General features: G+C 39.8%; 17 protein-coding genes. 5 read left to right on the forward strand and 12 right to left on the reverse strand.

Annotation, left to right across the window (positions count from 1 at the left end):
• Positions 1-12: 12 nt before the first annotated feature.
• The 5 genes from D8991_RS02040 (at position 13) to D8991_RS02060 (ending at position 6,155) form a co-directional block, all read left to right on the forward strand.
• Positions 13-570 carry a thioredoxin family protein gene (locus D8991_RS02040; protein ID WP_120488531.1) on the forward strand — a complete coding sequence of 186 codons (558 nt, stop codon included), beginning with the start codon at positions 13-15 and terminating at the stop codon, positions 568-570.
• 57 nt (positions 571-627) lie between these two features.
• The gene (locus D8991_RS02045) at positions 628-1,833 is read left to right on the forward strand and encodes a type IX secretion system plug protein (RefSeq protein WP_120488532.1); all 1,206 of its coding nucleotides are present in this window, start codon (positions 628-630) and stop codon (positions 1,831-1,833) included.
• 168 nt (positions 1,834-2,001) lie between these two features.
• Positions 2,002-3,132 carry a DNA polymerase III subunit beta gene (gene dnaN / locus D8991_RS02050; protein ID WP_120488533.1) on the forward strand — a complete coding sequence of 377 codons (1,131 nt, stop codon included), beginning with the start codon at positions 2,002-2,004 and terminating at the stop codon, positions 3,130-3,132.
• A gap of 194 nt (positions 3,133-3,326) precedes the next feature.
• Positions 3,327-5,729 carry a phenylalanine--tRNA ligase subunit beta gene (gene pheT, locus D8991_RS02055; RefSeq protein WP_120488534.1) on the forward strand — a complete coding sequence of 801 codons (2,403 nt, stop codon included), beginning with the start codon at positions 3,327-3,329 and terminating at the stop codon, positions 5,727-5,729.
• A gap of 21 nt (positions 5,730-5,750) precedes the next feature.
• Complete coding sequence (locus tag D8991_RS02060) at positions 5,751-6,155, forward strand: META domain-containing protein (protein ID WP_120488535.1); 405 nt, start codon at positions 5,751-5,753, stop codon at positions 6,153-6,155.
• A 49-nt stretch (positions 6,156-6,204) separates the two neighbouring features.
• On the opposite strand, the gene D8991_RS02065 is transcribed toward D8991_RS02060, so the two are convergent.
• From D8991_RS02065 to D8991_RS02115, 12 genes are all read right to left on the reverse strand, one after another.
• Positions 6,205-6,444, reverse strand: a complete 240-nt coding sequence (locus D8991_RS02065; RefSeq protein WP_120488536.1) for a hypothetical protein — start codon at positions 6,442-6,444, stop codon at positions 6,205-6,207.
• A 181-nt stretch (positions 6,445-6,625) separates the two neighbouring features.
• Entirely contained in the window at positions 6,626-8,989 is a 2,364-nt protein-coding gene (locus tag D8991_RS02070; RefSeq protein WP_120488537.1) for a transglycosylase domain-containing protein, read from the reverse strand.
• Between the two features lie 28 nt (positions 8,990-9,017).
• On the reverse strand, positions 9,018-9,497 hold the full coding sequence (locus tag D8991_RS02075; protein WP_120488538.1) for a gliding motility lipoprotein GldH: 480 nt from the start codon (positions 9,495-9,497) through the stop codon (positions 9,018-9,020).
• A complete protein-coding gene (locus D8991_RS02080; protein WP_120488539.1) occupies positions 9,463-10,764 on the reverse strand; it encodes a PSP1 domain-containing protein in 1,302 nt (433 codons plus the stop codon). Before D8991_RS02080 ends, D8991_RS02075 begins: the two co-directional genes overlap by 35 nt.
• A gap of 94 nt (positions 10,765-10,858) precedes the next feature.
• The gene (locus D8991_RS08900) at positions 10,859-11,317 is read right to left on the reverse strand and encodes a heme-binding domain-containing protein (RefSeq protein WP_160223845.1); all 459 of its coding nucleotides are present in this window, start codon (positions 11,315-11,317) and stop codon (positions 10,859-10,861) included.
• Between the two features lie 9 nt (positions 11,318-11,326).
• A complete protein-coding gene (locus D8991_RS02085; RefSeq protein ID WP_245957163.1) occupies positions 11,327-12,961 on the reverse strand; it encodes an Ig-like domain-containing domain in 1,635 nt (544 codons plus the stop codon).
• A 12-nt stretch (positions 12,962-12,973) separates the two neighbouring features.
• Positions 12,974-13,399, reverse strand: coding sequence for an OsmC family protein (locus D8991_RS02090; RefSeq protein WP_120488540.1), 426 nt, complete (start codon positions 13,397-13,399; stop codon positions 12,974-12,976).
• Between the two features lie 86 nt (positions 13,400-13,485).
• The gene (sufD, locus tag D8991_RS02095) at positions 13,486-14,766 is read right to left on the reverse strand and encodes a Fe-S cluster assembly protein SufD (protein ID WP_120488541.1); all 1,281 of its coding nucleotides are present in this window, start codon (positions 14,764-14,766) and stop codon (positions 13,486-13,488) included.
• A gap of 12 nt (positions 14,767-14,778) precedes the next feature.
• Positions 14,779-15,522 carry a Fe-S cluster assembly ATPase SufC gene (gene sufC, locus D8991_RS02100; protein ID WP_120488542.1) on the reverse strand — a complete coding sequence of 248 codons (744 nt, stop codon included), beginning with the start codon at positions 15,520-15,522 and terminating at the stop codon, positions 14,779-14,781.
• 79 nt (positions 15,523-15,601) lie between these two features.
• A complete protein-coding gene (uraH, locus tag D8991_RS02105) occupies positions 15,602-16,018 on the reverse strand; it encodes a hydroxyisourate hydrolase (RefSeq protein WP_120488543.1) in 417 nt (138 codons plus the stop codon).
• A gap of 20 nt (positions 16,019-16,038) precedes the next feature.
• Positions 16,039-17,487: a Fe-S cluster assembly protein SufB gene (gene sufB, locus D8991_RS02110; RefSeq protein ID WP_120488544.1), complete on the reverse strand. Its 1,449-nt coding sequence runs from the start codon at positions 17,485-17,487 to the stop codon at positions 16,039-16,041.
• Positions 17,488-17,540: 53 nt separating this feature from the next.
• A complete protein-coding gene (locus tag D8991_RS02115) occupies positions 17,541-17,870 on the reverse strand; it encodes a HesB/IscA family protein (RefSeq protein WP_120488545.1) in 330 nt (109 codons plus the stop codon).
• Positions 17,871-17,943: the final 73 nt, after the last annotated feature.

Consider the following 17,943-nt stretch of genomic DNA (forward strand, 5'->3'; position numbering starts at 1 on the left):
AAAGAGAATACAATGGCAAGAACACCATCTAATATGCTTGCATTAGGCACAAAGGCGCCTTATTTTGAGCTACCGAATCCGTCAAAATCCAATGAAGTGCAATCGCTCAACGACCTGAAAGGCGAGAAAGGAACACTGGTTATCTTTATGTGTAATCACTGCCCTTTCGTCCTTCATATTATTGATAAACTCACAGAACTTTATGAGGATTATCAAGAGAAAGGGATTGAGTTTATCGCAATTAATTCTAATGACATAGTGCAATACCCTGCGGATGCTCCAGAGAAGATGATAGAATTTCAGATAGAGAAGGGATTTGATTTTCCTTACCTCTATGATGAGAGTCAGAGCATTGCAAAAGCCTATGATGCGGCTTGCACGCCAGATTTCTACTTCTTTGATGATAAACTCGACCTCGTCTATCGTGGGCAAATGGATGATTCCCGACCTGGCAATTCAAAAGAGATTACGGGTGAAGACCTCATCATCGCCTTTGAAAATCTGCTGGCAGGAGAGCCTCAGGACGAAAATCAACGGCCAAGTATGGGGTGTAATATCAAATGGAAATAAAAATAAAACTCCCCAATATGCTGGGGAGTTTCTACTATCTCAACTCAAGCCTTCCTTATGAAAAAGTTTATTTTAATGCTTTCTCTTATCTCAGTAATGCTTTCTGGGCAAGAGATTAATGGCATACAGCTCTTCAACCCAAATACGAATGACCATACGCCTATTATTAGCTTCGGTGAACAATTGGTTTTAAAATTTGATGACCTGTCTAACCAAAGTACGGTCTATCGCTATACATTTAAACATTTTGATAGAGACTGGAATGATGATAACCTCTTCTTTACCGAGTATGCAAAAGGAAATCTTAATGCCTTGATAGAGCATTTTCAGTATTCATTTAATACCCATCAGAAATATACTCACTACGAGCTTCAGTTTCCTAATGAGAAGATGCAGCCTATTATATCTGGGAATTTTGAAATCATCGTTTATAAGGATAATCCAGATAAGCCACTATTCACAAAGCGATTTTGCATCGTGGAGAAGAATGCTAATATCGGTATTAATGTTTCGAGGTTGCAAGAGACGAAAAATTCTCATCTCAACCAGAGAATACAGGTGCAGGTGCTTGGGAATAATCTAACGAATAATATCAGCTCGATGAGCCTTAGCCTAATGCAAAATAATAATTGGCAGAGTATGCTAACCAACCTGAAACCGACTTCTGCTTTGGGGAATAAGCTCCTCTTCCAGCAAATGAACTTGGCTTTTGCGGGGAATAATGAATTCTACTACTTTAATAATAGAATGATAGACCAGTCTTTTGACACCGTGGCTCAAGCTGAAAATAGAGGAGGAGTCTTTCATACTCATCTTCATCCTGTGTGGACTTCCCCTCTCAGCTATCAGTATCAGCCCGATGTAAATGGTGCTTACTACTTCCGAAGGACGGATACTGGCATTGAGCGAAACCCAGATAAAGAAGGGGATTATTCTTGGGTGCATTTCTATCTGCCCTCAGAACCGGTGAATAAAAATATATTCGTACTTGGAGGGTTTAATGACTTCCAGCCCAGCAAGACAAACCAAATGTTTTATAATGAAACCTTGAAAATGTACGAAGCCAAAATCTACCTTAAACAAGGTTTTTATAACTATATTCTGGCTACTCAATCACCTAATGAAGCTCCAGACTATGGCGAGATAAATGGTAATTTCTGGCAAACCGAAAATCTGTATCAGGCATTGCTCTACTATCGCCCATTTGGAAAAAACTATGATGCTATTTTGAGCTATGGTGAGTTTAGAACACCTATAAAATAATGTTAAAATTTAATTTTTATAAAAAAGTATCTTTAATAATAATACTCTGATATTAAGCTGTGTATTTTATCTTTAGAGCGAGGATTACAGATAAATATTCGTAAAAATAAATACTCACTTTAAGTATATTTCAACTAAATTATTATCTTTGTATCAAATTGATTACAAATGAAATTTATAGTTTCAAGTAGCGAATTACAAAAGGCATTACAAACTGTGGGTGGAGTAATATCTAACTCACAATCAAGACCTATTTTAGAAAACTTTTTATTCCAATTAGAGCAGAATAAACTTACGGTAACGGCTTCCGATGGAGAGACTACACTGGTTACTTCATTAGAAGTGATGTCCGAAGACACAGGGAAAATCGCTGTTCCAGCAAAGATTTTTCAGGATTTTGTGAAAACCTATAATGAGCAACCGCTTACGCTTTCTGTAAAGAATAATGACGAAGGTACAGGTAAGCAGTTAGAAATCTTAGATGAGAAAGATAACTTTGCTGTAGCTTTGGATAATGAGGAGGACTATCCTGATATGCCAGAATTTGATGTAGCTAAAACCGTTAGCGTACTGTCTGGTGTGCTTTCTGAAGCATTGGCAAATACGCTCTTTGCAACGAGCAATGACTCTCTTCGCCCTGTAATGACAGGGGTGCTCTTCCAGTTTGGTGAGGAAGAGACGAATTTTGTAGCAACAGATTCCCACAGATTAGTGGTTTATAAGCGTACAGACATCACTTCCGATGAGCCAATGAGTTTCATTATGCCGAAAAAACCACTGTCTATCTTCAAAGGTATTCTGTCTTCCACAAATGAAGAAGTAAAAATAGACTTCAATGAGAATATGGCGAAGTTCACATTGGGTAATCATATTTGGGTATGTAGATTAATTGATGGTAAGTATCCTAATTATTCTGCTGTAATCCCGAAAGAAAATCCTAATGTGCTTACGATTAACAGAAGCTTGCTTCTGAGCTCTATCCGCAGAGCATCTATTATGTCTAATAAATCTACCAATCAAGTGAGATTTAAGCTGTCAGGCAATATTCTCCACTTACACGCAGAGGATACCGAATATGCAAACAAAGCGAATATGCAAATCCCTTGCGACTACAGTGGTGAAGATATCAATATCGGGTTTAGCTCTAAGTTCTTATCCGAAATGTTGGCAGTATTAGGTTCTGAGGATATTGTTATTAAGATGTCTCAGGCGAATAGACCAGGTATTATAGAACCAGTAGATGGATTAGAAGATGGGGAGAGTATCTTAATGCTTTCTATGCCAGTAATTGGACTATAATTTAAAATATACTGTAATAAATTTGGGATTTGGAGATAAGTTCAAATCTCAAATTTGTTTTAAATACCTTGGCAGCTGATAAACACAGATATTAATATTATTATCAAGCGAATATTCAAAAAAAATACTTTATAAAATCTGATGTAAAGGCTTAATGCTCGCTCAGATTTTGAATAAAACTTATATTAAAGCAGATGAAAATTTCTAACAACTGGTTAAAAGAATTCATTAAAACCGATTTAAAAACCGAAAAAGTAGGTGAATACCTTACAGACATAGGTTTGGAAGTGGAAGGTATAGAAAAATATGAGAGTATAAGAGGAAGTCTGGAAGGGATTGTTGTAGGTAAAGTCCTTACTTGCGAGAAACACCCTAATGCTGACAAACTCAAACTAACCACCGTAGATACAGGAAATGGAAATATCCTACATATCGTCTGTGGTGCGCCTAATGTAGAGGCTGGGCAAACCGTTCCCGTAGCAGTAGTAGGCACTAAAATCTATGATAAAACGGGAAATTTCTTCGAGATAAAAGAAGCAAAACTCAGAGGAGAAGTATCTCAAGGAATGATTTGTGCCGAAGATGAGCTCGGATTAAGCGATGATCACGGAGGAATAATGGTCTTAGACCCTAAAAAATATACAGTAGGAAGTAATTTTTCCAACTATTTTGAGATAGAAAAAGATGAAATCTTTGAAATCGGGCTTACTCCTAACCGTACCGACGCAATGTCTCACTATGGGGTAGCACGAGACCTCAATGCATTCCTTACCTCAAACCAACTAAAAGCAGAGTTTGAAAAACTAAAAACCCTGCCTCTCTCTTCTGAGGGAGAGCACAGTTTCAGTATCGAGGTAGAAGATGAAGAGCTCACCCCAAGATATATTGGAGCGATAATAAAAGGTGTAAAAGTAGCAGACTCGCCAGCGTGGCTGCAAAACAGATTAAAAGCGATTGGACTTAGCCCAATCAATAATATTGTAGATATTACCAACTATATCCTCCACGGATTAGGGCAACCGCTTCATGCCTTTGATGCAGATAAAATAGCAATGCAAAAACTAAAGGTGGGGACGCTTCCGGCAGGGACTAAATTCACAACTTTGGATGGTGTAGAAAGAACCTTAAATGGCTCAGAAATCATCATTAAAGATGGAAATAACTCACCGATGTGCATTGCAGGAGTATTGGGAGGTAAAGATTCTGGCGTTTCCGAAGAAACTACGAGTATTTTCTTGGAAAGTGCGTATTTCAATCCTGTAGCAGTAAGGAAAGCTGCAAAAGCACACGGACTAAATACCGACGCTTCTTTCAGATTTGAGAGAGGGGTAGATCCCAACAATACCAAGACAGCCATTACCCACGCTATTCAACTCATTACCGAAGTGGCAGGAGGCACATTGGTAGGAGAACTTTTAGAGAATTATCCTAAGAAAATAGAAGACTTTAAAGTGATTTTAAGGTATTCTAAGATAGATGAAATACTCGGAACCAAGATACACCGAGAGAAAATCAAGGAAATCCTCCGCTCTTTGGAGATAGAAATTATCAACGAGATACAAAACGGACTGGAAATCTCCATACCCGCATACAGAGCAGATGTAACCCGAGAGATAGATGTAATAGAAGAAATCCTCAGAATTTATGGCTACAATAAGATTGAGGCGCCATCAAAGATTTCATTTACCCCAGTAAAGTTGGATAATAACGACCAGGATGCTCTTGAAAACTTTTGGGCAAGAGCATTGCAAAGTCAAGGCTTTTTTGAGGTGATGAATAACTCCCTCACCGCTGAGAAATTTGTTTCTGAAACCGCCGTGAAACTCCTTAACCCGCTGAGCTCCGACCTCGCTTATATGCGAACTTCCCTTTTAGAGGGGCTTTTGGAGAATGCCGCTTATAATATTAACAGGAAAAATCCAGATATAAAATTCTTTGAGCTCGGAAAAATCTATCATAAAACAGATGAATATAACGAGAGAAAGCAGCTTGCAATCTTGGTTTCTGGTAGAGATTTAAGAGAGAATTGGCTCCAGCCTAAATCTGAAACCAACTTCTATCACCTCAAAGGTTATGTGAGTATCTTATTGGAGAAGCTCGGCATTCAATCAACCGAAAAATCTCTTAACGATAAACGCTTTACTGATGCCATTGAGATAATGAGCTCCGATAAAACCATTGCCAGAATAGGCAAAGTATCTGCTGAGCTCTTAAAAACTTTTGATATAGAGCAGGACTGCTTCTATGCGGAGATAGAAGTAGAAATAGCCAATCAGCTTAGGCTAAAGGATAACTTCAAATTTGTAGATATTCCGAAGTTTAATATCGTGCGGAGAGACCTTGCCCTGCTTGTAGACAAGGCTGTTTCCTATGCTGAGCTCTATTCTGCAGCACAGAAAAATAAATCTCCATACCTTAGAGCCATCAATCTATTTGATGTATATGAGGGCAAGAATCTCCCAGAAGGTAAAAAATCTTATGCGATGAGCTTTGAGCTCCTCAACGAAGAAAAAACTCTGGAGGATAAAGACATTAATGAGGTAATGAATACCCTCATAAAAACCTTTGAGAAAGACTTTGGAGCTAGTTTAAGATAACACATTTAAACCTATAAAAAGATGAAAAAGTTAATCGCACTACTCAGTATTATACTTTTGGTAACGGCTTGTACTCCCGTGTCTCGCTCTGCCTCTAAGGTAGGCAAAGCTCAGCCATCCATCTCTGGAACCCAATGGGTTTTGGCAGATAATATAAAGGGCAAATTGCCTACGCTAAGGATAGAAAACGGGAAAATCTCAGGTAATGCAGGTTGTAATGACTATTTCGGTGAGCTGAGACTTACCCCTGATTCGGGAAGTTTCTCGGCGAGTAAGATTGGCGCTACAAAAATGTTTTGTAAGAATATGTCAGTAGAGAAAAACTTCCTCAATATGCTCTCCTCGGCTAATAAATATGTAGTCTCTGGCAACAGTCTGGAGCTCTACAAAGACGGATTGCTACTGATGAAGCTCAGCAAACAATAATGAAAAAAGGAACTCTATTGAGTTCCTTTTATTTTTGTATTCAGAAGTTTTATTCCTCCTCTTCATCATCATACTTAGAAAGCTCCTCATCACACCATTTAAAAGCTGCTTCTACTACTTTTGTAGCTTCATCGGCGATAGATTCCTCATCATCACCTTCCAAATCATCAAGCCACTCAACCTCTTCCTCTTCTACATTGAGGATAAAACGAGGATATTCCGTATGTACCACGAATAAATCCTCTGGAAACTCTGAATTGTCTGCTAATAAAAACTTAGGTAATACCATTGCACTATATTTTAAAATTCTCAGCAAATATAGGAATAATAATTTGACGCCCCACAGCTGGAAGCTGTGCTTTCTGTGCTACGGGCTAAAAACAGTTAAGGACGACCCAAAGGGTCGCCCTAAAACTAATATAGTCTATTACTTATCGCTAAAAGCCAGAAGCTAAAAGCCAACTGCCCGCTTATTGATTGAAGTCTATGTCTTGACCTGTGTTGAGGTTGTCATTGGCATTATCTTCTTTCTTTCCATTGGAGCCGTTAGAAGAGCCATTACCAGAACCGTTTTGTATTTCTTCTATGGTTCGGAGCCCCCCTACATCGCCGTAGCCTCCACTGAGTCCTTGGAGGTCTCCACAATCGCCCGTCCAATCAGAGGGTTTTATGAATTTATCGTCGGGTGAGATACCGAGAGATTTATCTGCCCATACCTTTTTCATAAAGATAGCCCAGATTGGGAGAGCCATTTTAGCCCCTTGTCCTTCGCCAGTGCTTAGGAAGTGGGTGGCTCTGTCTTCCCAGCCTACCCAAACGCCAGTAGCGAGGTTCGGTGTGATGCCCATAAACCATCCATCGGAGTTCTTTTGGGTGGTACCTGTTTTCCCTGCTATTTCTACTGCTGCGGAGATGCCTCTTCGCCTTAATTCGCCAGATGCAGTACCAAACTGAGTAACGCCTTTCATCATATCGATCATTGTATAGGCATAGAGCTCGTTCATTACTTCTCTTTGTTCGGTTTTCACTTCTTTTACTACTCTACCGTTAGCATCTTCTATACGCCAGATCATCTCAGGTTTGGTATAGTTTCCAAAGTTGGCAAATGTAGAATACGCGCCGAGCATTTCGTAGATCGTAATATCGGAAGTACCGAGCGCCATAGGGAGGGAGGTATCGATATGCTCGGTTACGCCTAAGTCTCTTGCGAGTTGTATTACATTTTCTGTTCCTACCATTTCGGCAAGCCGTACCGCTACGGGGTTTTTAGAGTATCCTAAGCCTTGTTTTAGGGTAATCATACCGCCAGAGCCTTTCACCGCATATCTGCCTTTTACATAGGTGGCATTGGATACGGTAGAGCAAGGGGTGAGCCCTAATCTCATAATGGCAGTAGCATAGACGAAAGGCTTAAAGGTAGAGCCTACTTGCCTTTTCCCTTGCTTGATGTGGTCATACTGGAAGTGCTTCCAATCTATACCCCCTACCCAGGCACGGATTTCCCCAGAGGAAGGAACCATCGCCATAAGCCCCGCTTGAGCGATTTGCTTGTGGTAACGGATGGAATCATAAGGAGACATTTCTACTTCTTCCTCTCCTTTCCAGGTGAAGATGGAGGTTTGTACTGGCTTTTGAAACTCCATAATAATAGAATCCTCAGGAATACCCTCTCTTGCCAATTGTTTATATCTACCTGTGCGCCTCATTGCTTGTAGCATAATGTGGTCTATCTGCTTTTTACTGATATGGTAGAATGGTCGCTTAGGGTTGTGCTTTTGCTGGTTGTCAAAGTTTCTTTGCAGTGCTGTGAGGTGCTCTTTAATGGCATCTTCGGCATATTTTTGCATCTTAGAATCTAAGGTTACATAAATCTTTAAGCCGTCTTTATAGAGGTTGAGCTTCTTGCCTGTTTTCTTTTCGTACTCGTCTAAATACTGGTTGATTTCTTTTCTTAGATAATATTTATAGTAGGCAGAATAGCCTTCGTTGATGGTTTTTACAGGCTGATAATCCACTTCAACAGGTGTATCTACTGCTTTTTGATGGGTAGCAGGGTCTATATAGCCTGTTTCTAACATTTTATCGAGTACCACATCTCTACGGTGTTTTGCCCTTTCAGGATTTCTCATAGGGTTGTTCCTCACGGGGTTTTCCAGCATTGCTACGAACATTGCTGCCTCTGGAAGAGAGAGGTCTTTTGCCTTTTTATTGAAATAGACTTTTGATGCCATTTCAATTCCATTGGCATTATAGAGAAAATCAAATTTATTAAAGTAAAGAGTGATGATTTCTTCTTTGGTATATCTCTTTTCAAGGCTTACGGCAACTACCCATTCTTTGAGTTTCTGCAAAGCTCTTTCCCTTTTGTTTTTAGAGGGTTCTTTGGTGAAGAGTAGTTTTGCTAGCTGTTGAGAAATGGTAGAGCCACCCCCGCGGTTACCTGTGTAGCGTATCGCTCGGATTACGGATTTCAGGTCTATACCCGAATGCTCCTTGAAGCGCTCATCTTCCTTTGCTTGCAGGGCATATACCAAGTGAGGAGGCAAGTCTTTATAGGTAACAGGTTGGGTTTTTTCCTTCTCGAAACGCCCAAGCAGTACTCCGTCTGATGAATAGATATCAGAGGCGATATAAATATCCGGATTTTCCAGCTCTGTAGTATCTGGCATATATCCAAAAAAGCCTTCGGATATGGCAAAGAAAAGCCCTGCAATACTGAAAACTACTGCAAGGAAACAGAACCAGATAAAGGCGATCCACCCGCGAATTCCTTTTCTCTTTTTCTTCTTAGGAGGTAGAGGGAATGTGGATTTCTTATTCTTATTACTTTCCATTATTTTATTTTTCTATGTTATGTGCAAACTACTCGGCAGAAGATATTTCTATTCCAAAGTCTTCTATACCTGGCAGATTATCATTTCTCATCGCTTGCTTTATACTAATGATATATTTCCCATTTTTAGGGAATTTATACTGGCTTTTGTAGAGAAACTTGATTTCCTTAGTATCTCCAAAGCCAGCACCGAGCCATTCTCCATTGGGCTTTGCCATTATATAGTTCAGTGTATCCACCGCTACATTTTTAGCCCCTTCTTCACTCACCGAGCTAAATACTCTGATATTGGAGTAAGGATAATCATTATTATTCCTCACGACAAATATAATATTTTTGGGTACTTTGGTATCCTTTACTTCAAAGCTGAAAGAAAGGGGAGTGTCCTTTGCCCACTTGCCATCTACGGATTGCATATATAACCCGTCATTTGAGCAACTGAGCATTGGGAAAAGCAGACCGAGTATGAGTCCGCTACTCAGCGTCCGAAGAAGGTTTTTGTCTATCATTATTTCTCGGCTTTTTCTTGTTTGGGTTGGGCTTTCGGTTTTTATTTTCGGCTTTTTTCTCATTTAGCTTTTGAGGTCTGGCTTCTGAGGTTTTTGCTTCGCCTTGTTTTTTACTTCTGTTTTCCCGTTTAGGGAAGTCGTTTCCTTGCTTTCTTCCTTTTCTGTTTTTCTTTTCAAACCTGTCCACTCTGTTTTCTTGGATAAGGTCAGCACTTGGTTTAAAGCCAGCAGTAGCAATTTCTACACCTGTAAGCTCTTCCAATGGGGGAGACTGTATTCCTTTTCGGTTGTTGGATAGCTCTTTTGATACTTTGGAAATATCTATATCATACCAAGTCATTGAGTTTTCCATATAGGCAAACCACATTTTCTTTTTGAAAACATCGATTTTAATACAGAAAGCCTTTCCTTTCTCGGTATCTAATACAGAGTTGGTAGGAGGGAATACGGAGAGGGCATCAAGGTAGCTGTCGAGCTCAAAGTTGAGGCAGCATTTGAGCTTACCACATTGCCCTGCAAGTTTCTGAGGATTGATGCTCAGCTGCTGGTAGCGAGCAGCATTGGTATTCACAGAGCGGAAATCCGTAAGCCAAGTGGAGCAGCAGAGCTCCCTTCCGCAGGAGCCGAGGCCACCAACTTTTGCAGCTTCCTGTCGGAAACCGATTTGCTTCATATCAATCTTCGTCTTAAAACTCACAGCATAGTCCTTAATCAATTGCCGGAAATCCACACGCCCATCGGCAATGTAGTAGAAAGTAATCTTACCACCATCTCCCTGATATTCCACATCTGTAATTTTCATATTCAGACGGTGGAAAGATGCTAGCTTCCTTGCCTCTCTCTTTACGGCTTCTTCTTTATTGCGAAGTTCTGACCAGGTGTCTACATCTTTTTGGTTGGCTATTCTATAAATCTTAGGTGCCTGTCCAAGTGATGCACCTTTCTTTTTCATTTGGATTTTTACCAATTCACCAGTGAGGCTTACAACGCCTACATCGTGCCCAGGGGAAGACTCTACAATAACAATACTCCCGATATGAAGCGGAAGATTATTGGGGTTTTTATAAAAAGATTTTCTATCGTTTTTAAATCTTACTTCTACTACATCGTTCATTCTGTTTCTTGATGGCTGTTCTATGGTAGAAAGCCAATCGAAGACACTTAATTTATAACTATTTGAGCAGGTATCCACGCTTGGGCACCCATTAGCAGATTTAGAACCACAACTATGATTGGAGTTTCCGGACGATTTACATCCACAGCTCATATAATGTTCTTTTTTGTTTTAAAATAATTCGTGCAAATTTAATATAAAATTTAAACTTGTGTAAGGTTCTTTTAGTGAGAAACTAAAAGTGGAGTTAATAGTTTCCTGTTTCCAAGATATTCTCAAAGTAGCTGATAAGCTCATCTATTTCCTGTTTGCTGAGGTTGGCTTCAGGGTGATACACAGTATATCCACGGATGGGCATTCTATTTTCCTTTAAATCTCCTATCGTATTTTTTAGCATACTTTCTTTAAGGTCCTTATTGAAGGTTGCCCATATAGAAAAGTTGAGGCTGCCTCTACCTGCATTTATGTGTTCTTGAATAGACCAGGAGATCGGTGCTATATAGGCATAATCTGGATATACGGTCTCGTTGGAGTGGCAGTCATAGCAGGCTTTTCTAAGGTTGTTTTCTATATTTTTAGGAGTTTTATAAATATCGGTAAAGTTCTCAGATTTGTTTATCGGCTTTTTAGTTCTGTCTATCGGGATAAGCTGTATGAGACCGAAGATAAGCACAGCTAGTCCGACGATTTTAAAAAGTTTTTTCATTAGTTATCGTTATTTAATGCTCCATTGGTCTTCTATATTTTCCCAGAGAGGGCGTATTTCTATCATTTTGTCGTAGATAAATACTTCTTCGGCAGGGGTTTGGTTTTTAAAATCTGCCTCGTCCCAGATACCATTACGGTTGTTATCCACCAGAATACGAACATAGTATTTCCCAGGCTTCAGGACATTAAATTTAATGGTACCAGCTTCTGTAAACTGGGTATATTTCACTTCGTCCTGCTCATTGAGAAGCTGCATCCAAAAAGGAGCATCGGGTTTGGTTTTCAGCCTCATCTCTAATGAGCCGTAGTTCTCGGGTTTATCTATTTCAAAGTTGAACTGATAGGTCTTAGGCAGTTTTAAATAATAGGTAGAAACGCTTTCCTTAGGAATGTTCAGCTCATACTTTTTCCCAGAAATAAAGTTGCTGGATATTTCAATCTTATGAGGATGGTTCTCTACAATTTTAGCAGTAAAAGGCTGAGTATTGATGCTGTCCTGCTTTAGAATCCACTTTTCTGTATTGAGCTCTGTAATGGGTCTATTCGCATCGATATAAAACTTCCCTGTGGGCGGTAGGCTCGCACCAGTATTATTGCTAAGTCCGAATTCTGTCTTTACGCTCGCCTTATAGTATGGGGAAGCACTGCCTTTAAGTGTATCGGCTTGATACTTTATTTTAAGACCTATATTGATATTGGTTTCTGGGAGGTTGAGTTGTTTGTCATCAAACCAGAGCATTGCAGAGTCTGAAAACTTCTTGTGTACAGATTTATATTCTTTCAGGAGTTCGGTCTCGGAGGTTAGGCTGATGCTTTCGGGCTGTCCTTCAAACTTAAAGAGGAAACCACCCGCTACTTCTTTATACTCTGAGAATTTCAAAGGTTTTTTGGAAGGCAGAGTTCTGATTTGCATATTAGAAATATTCTCCCTCAGGTCAAGGTCTTCAGTTTTGAAAAAGACTTCATCTTTCCCAGCGGTGAAGATGGAGTTCTGATCGGTATCATCAAATGCAATGATTCTGTACTTGCCTTTTGCAAGGTGGCTGAGCTCAAAGTATCCGTCCTCATCGGCTTTGGTAATATAGTAGGGTTTTTTCGTATAGTCTACCGAATCAGAAGCCTTATACAGCCCTATGATGAAGTTCTTTTTAGCATCGTTTTTTTCTTTCGGGAAAGTATATCCGCTCTTTACCGTACCGCTGATATAAGTATCATCGAGCTCCGACCCTGTGGAGAAGACAAAGTTGAAGTAAGGCAGTACATTGCCTTCATTTAAATCTGCAATAGAATTTCCAAAGTTGAAATTATAAGTGGTATTGGGTTGCAGTGTTTCATCCCATTCTATAAGTATAAATTTATTTCCCAAAGAGGCGGGGATAATCTTCTTATACTTGATAGGTGGGGAGATGATCAGGTTTTTATGAACCTCTTTCAGGGTGATATACTCATCAAAGTAGAGTCTCAGCTGTTTAAGGTCAGTAGGCACATTTATTCGGGTAGTATCTATATTGGATTTTACCAATTTGGGGGCAAGGCTGTCCTTCGCACCGCCTACGGGCGAGCCTACTCGGGCACAAGAAACTAAGGCAAAGCCCAGCATCAGTAGAGAAATGGCATTCTTCATCGGTTTAAGGGATATCATCTGTGTTTAAGGCTAATCTTCTGCTCTATTACCATTGATAACGGCTTCGTAGCTTATTTTAATATCGGGATTAAGGCTTTTAGATACGGAGCAATACTTTTCAAACGAAAGTTCTGCTGCTTTTAATGCTTTTCTGGGCTCTACCTCTCCATCGATGATAAATTTCAGGTGGATAGATTTAAAAGGTTTAGCTTCATCTACCTGCATTCTCTCTCCCTCCACCTCTATACTGAAGTTGGTGATCTGCTGTCTTTGCTTTTTGAGAATAGCGATTATATCTATACCGCTACACCCTGCTACTGCCATTAGTACTGCTTCCATCGGAGACGCCCCCTCTGCTTGTGGCAGGCTGGCGTTGTCGAGTTTTATTTTATTTCCTTGCTCATTGGTACCTTCAAACAGGAAATTATCATTGAGCCTGCTGAGTTTTATTTTCATTTTAATAGAATTTTAGTTGCAAATATAGGGCTTATGGCAATTAGCAATTAGCTAATAGCTAGCCGCTAAAAGCTAAAAGAGAGTCTTTAAGACTCTCTTTTTGTGGTTAATTTCTCCGCGAGGAGTTTTGATATTTTTTGTTTTAGGGGTTCTATATCGATATTCTCCATTACATTGCTTGCAAAAGCAAAGAGCAGGAGTGCCTGTGCCTCTTTTTTAGAGATACCCCTTGCGCGGAGGTAGAACATTGCGTCTTCATCGAGCTGACCTACCGTACAGCCGTGTGAGCACTTCACATCATCGGCGAAGATTTCTAACTGAGGTTTGGAGTCTATGGTTGCTCCTTCGCTTAGGAGGATGTTATTGTTCTGCTGATAGGCATTGGTCTTCTGTGCGATTTTATTCACGAAAACTTTGCCATTGAACACCCCGTGAGCGTGGTCTTTATAAATCCCTTTATAGTTTTGGTAAGATTCACAATTCGGCTGATTGTGATGAACCGCCGTATGGTGGTCTACCAACTGCTCACCTCCGATGATGGTAATCCCATTCATAAAGGAATTAATATTCTCCCCCTTGTGGATGAAATCAAGGTTGTTCCTCACGAGCTTACCTCCGAAAGAGAAAGTATTTACGGTCGCCATACTGTCTCTCTCCTGCTGAGCAAAGGTGTGATCTATCAGGTAAGAGGTCTCGCTATCATTTTGGAGTTTATGCCAGTCGGCACGCGCATTTTTATCAACAAAAATCTCTGTGAGGGAGTTGGTAAAGGTAAAATGCTCATCAAAATTATGATGGCTTTCTATGACTTCTACTTTTGCTCCTTCTTCTACGATGAGGAGGTTTCTTACATTATAGAAAGTATCGCTTTCTTGATTGTCAGAAAGGTAAAAAATGTGTATTGGTTTTTCTATAACAGTGTTTTTAGGCACTCGGAGGAAGAAACCGTGGGTGTATAATGCCCTGTTGAGGTTCGTAAGAGCCAGCTCTTTGGAGGCAATCGTATCGAAATAATTGGTAATGATGTCTTGGTGTGCCTCATCTTCCAGAATGTGGGAGAGGGAGAGAAGCTCGATGTTTTCTATGGTGATTTTTGAGAGTTCTTTGTGGATTTTCCCGTTGATGAATACAATCCAGTCAAAGTTTTCTTCACCGAGGTGGAGGTTGTTCAGCTGCTCTCTCCCGATGTTGTGGGATTCTTTCGGCAGGAAGTTGTATTCTCTCTCGGTAATCTCTTTTAGGTTGGTATATTTATACTCCTCATCTTTTTTGGTAGGGAAGCCTGTTTGCAGGAACTTGTCCAGCGCAGAGGCTCTCTCGGCAGAGAGGGAGTTTTTCTGCTGTTGTATCTGTTCAAATAGCATAATTCTGTATTTGGGTTATTTTAAAAGCCAGTCGTAGCCTTTTTCTTCAAGTTCAAGGGCGAGGGATTTATCTCCCGTTTTAATGATTTTACCATCTGCCAATACATGGACGAAATCAGGCTGAATATAGTTGAGAAGCCTTTGATAGTGGGTGATGAGGAGCACTGCATTGCCTTGGTTTTTGAAATGATTCACCCCTTCGGAGACGATTCTCAGGGCATCAATGTCGAGTCCAGAATCGGTTTCATCCAAGATTGCCAATTTAGGATTGAGCATTAGCATTTGGAAGATTTCGTTTCTCTTTTTCTCACCGCCAGAGAATCCTTCGTTTAGCGAGCGAGCGAGGAAGTCTTTTTTAATACCGAGTAGCTCTGATTTCTCACGGATAAGGGCGAGCATTTCCTTTGCAGGCATATCTTCGAGTCCGTTTGCTTTTCTGGTTTCATTGATCGCTGCTTTGATGAAGTTGGTAACCGATACCCCAGGAATCTCCACAGGATACTGGAAAGACATAAAAATTCCTTTGTGTGCTCTCTCTTCTGGAGCATCTTCTATAATATTTTCCCCATCAAAGAGGATTTCTCCATCCGTAACTTCATAGTCTTCTCTACCAGCAATCACTGATGAAAGGGTAGATTTACCCGCTCCATTAGGACCCATAATGGCGTGTACTTCGCCAGGCTTAATCTCTAAATTAATTCCTTTTAATATCTCTGCTCCGTCTTCTATACGAGCGTGTAAGTTATTTATTTTTAACATTGTTTTGATTGTTATCAGTTAATATTATTATTTGATTTTATTGCAATAGGCTTACTCAATATTTTTTTCCTTAAAAATTTTAATTCCCTCTATAAGTAGAGTATCCAAAAGGCGAAAGCGTAATCGGTACATGGTAATGCTCATCATTTTTAATCTGAAAAACCACCTCAATATAAGGATAAAAACTTTCTGTTTTTTGGTTTGTGAAATAATTTTCCGTTAAGAATCTCAGCCTGTATTTCCCGTGATTCTCATTTTTACCTTTGATGAGAGGAAGGAAATCAGTAATTCTTCCATTATTATCGGTCATCTTTTTAGTAATGAAAACCCATTGTTTGGAAATATCATTGTACTTTTCTAATTCAACTTCAACCTGAGGGGCTGGTCTTCCTGTAGAAATATCCAAGATATGGCTTGAAAGCTGAAAATTTTTATTTTTCTGAGCATATACTCCCAGATACATTACAGAAAATAATACTAATAATAGCTTTTTCATTTGTTTAGATGTATTAATTATTAGCCTACACTACCTTCTAAAGAAATTTCTAATAGCTTCTGTGCTTCAATCGCAAACTCCATTGGAAGTTTATTGAGCACCTCTTTACTGAAACCATTTACGATAAGTGCAATGGCTTTCTCGGTATCCAGACCTCTTTGATTACAGTAGAAGATTTGGTCTTCACCGATTTTGGAGGTTGTAGCCTCGTGTTCCAGTCTGCCTGTAGGGTCTTTTATCTCGATATAAGGGAAGGTGTGTGCACCACATTCGTTACCCATAAGCAGAGAGTCGCACTGAGAGAAGTTGCGAGAACCTTTTGCAGAAGGGAGTACCTTTACCAGACCACGGTAGGAGTTGTTAGACTTACCTGCGGAAATCCCTTTGGAGATAATCGTAGATTTGGTTTTCTTACCTATGTGAATCATTTTGGTACCTGTATCTGCGTACTGGAAGTTGTTGGTAACCGCTATGGAATAGAACTCACCTATAGATTCATCACCTTTTAGGATAACGCTTGGGTACTTCCAAGTAACGGCAGAGCCTGTCTCTACCTGAGTCCAAGAGATTTTAGCTTTTCTCTCTGCCAGTCCTCTTTTGGTTACGAAGTTATAAACCCCACCTCTGCCTTCCTCATCACCAGGATACCAGTTTTGTACAGTGGAATATTTGATTTCCCCACCTTCCATAGCGATAAGCTCTACAACAGCGGCGTGGAGCTGATTTTCATCCCTCTGAGGAGCGGTACAGCCTTCCAAGTAGGAAACATAAGCCCCCTCATCTACTATAAGGAGTGTTCTCTCGAACTGCCCGGTACCTGCTTGGTTAATACGGAAGTAAGTAGAAAGCTCCATAGGGCATCTTACCCCTTTGGGAACATAGCAGAAAGAGCCATCGGAAAATACAGCGGAATTAAGCGCTGCGTAGAAATTATCTCCTCTTGGAACTACTTTGCCAATGTATTTCTTTACTAAATCTGGATATTCTCTTATGGCTTCAGACATAGAGCAGAAGATAATACCTTTTTCTTTTAATGTATCTTGGAAGGTGGTCTTTACGGATACGGAGTCCATAACCACATCTACTGCAACGCCTGCGAGCCTCTTTTGTTCTTCTAATGAAATCCCGAGTTTTTCAAAGGTTTTTAAAAGCTCTGGATCTACTTCATCAAGGCTTGCCAATTCTGGTTTTTTTTTCGGTGCAGAATAATATTTTATAGCTTGGAAATCGGGTTTGTCATATTTAATATTTGCCCAGTCGGGTTCTTCCATTTTCTGCCAGATACGAAATGATTCGAGGCGCCATTCTGTCATCCATTCTGGTTCTTCCTTTTTAGCAGAAATCATTCGTATAATATCCTCATTCAATCCTGTAGGGAAGTCTTCGTATTCTATATCTGTATAGAAGCCCGCCTCATATTCTTTGTTTTTGAGGTCTTCCCTTAGGTCATCTTCTGTATATTTTGACATCTTTTTTATTATGTGTTATATTGAAATTACTTTTTTAACTTTTTATCTATACTTTAAAGTGAGAAGCTCTCGCCGCAGCCACAGGTTCTGGTAGCATTTGGATTATTAAAGAAGAAGCCTTTGCCGTTTAGTCCTCCTGAGAACTCCAAAGTAGTACCTGCCAAGTAGAGTATGGATTTTTTATCAACTACTATTTTTACTCCATTGTCCTCAAAGATTTGGTCGGTAGCGCTTTGTTCTCTGTCAAATTTCAGTACATACTCCAGTCCACTGCATCCTCCGCTTTTTACACCTACACGGATAAAATCATCCTTTGGATTAAACCCATCTTCGGTCATTAGCTGTATGGCTTTTTCTTTTGCTTTTTCACTTACCTTAATCACTGTAATCTATTTAGACTGATTTTAAGTCCGCAAATGTACAAACTAATGTACGGATTTTCAAATCTGGTATTTT

Origin of the sequence: Bergeyella cardium (assembly GCF_003614945.1) — a bacterium.
Taxonomy (GTDB): Bacteria; Bacteroidota; Bacteroidia; order Flavobacteriales; family Weeksellaceae; genus Bergeyella_A; species Bergeyella_A cardium.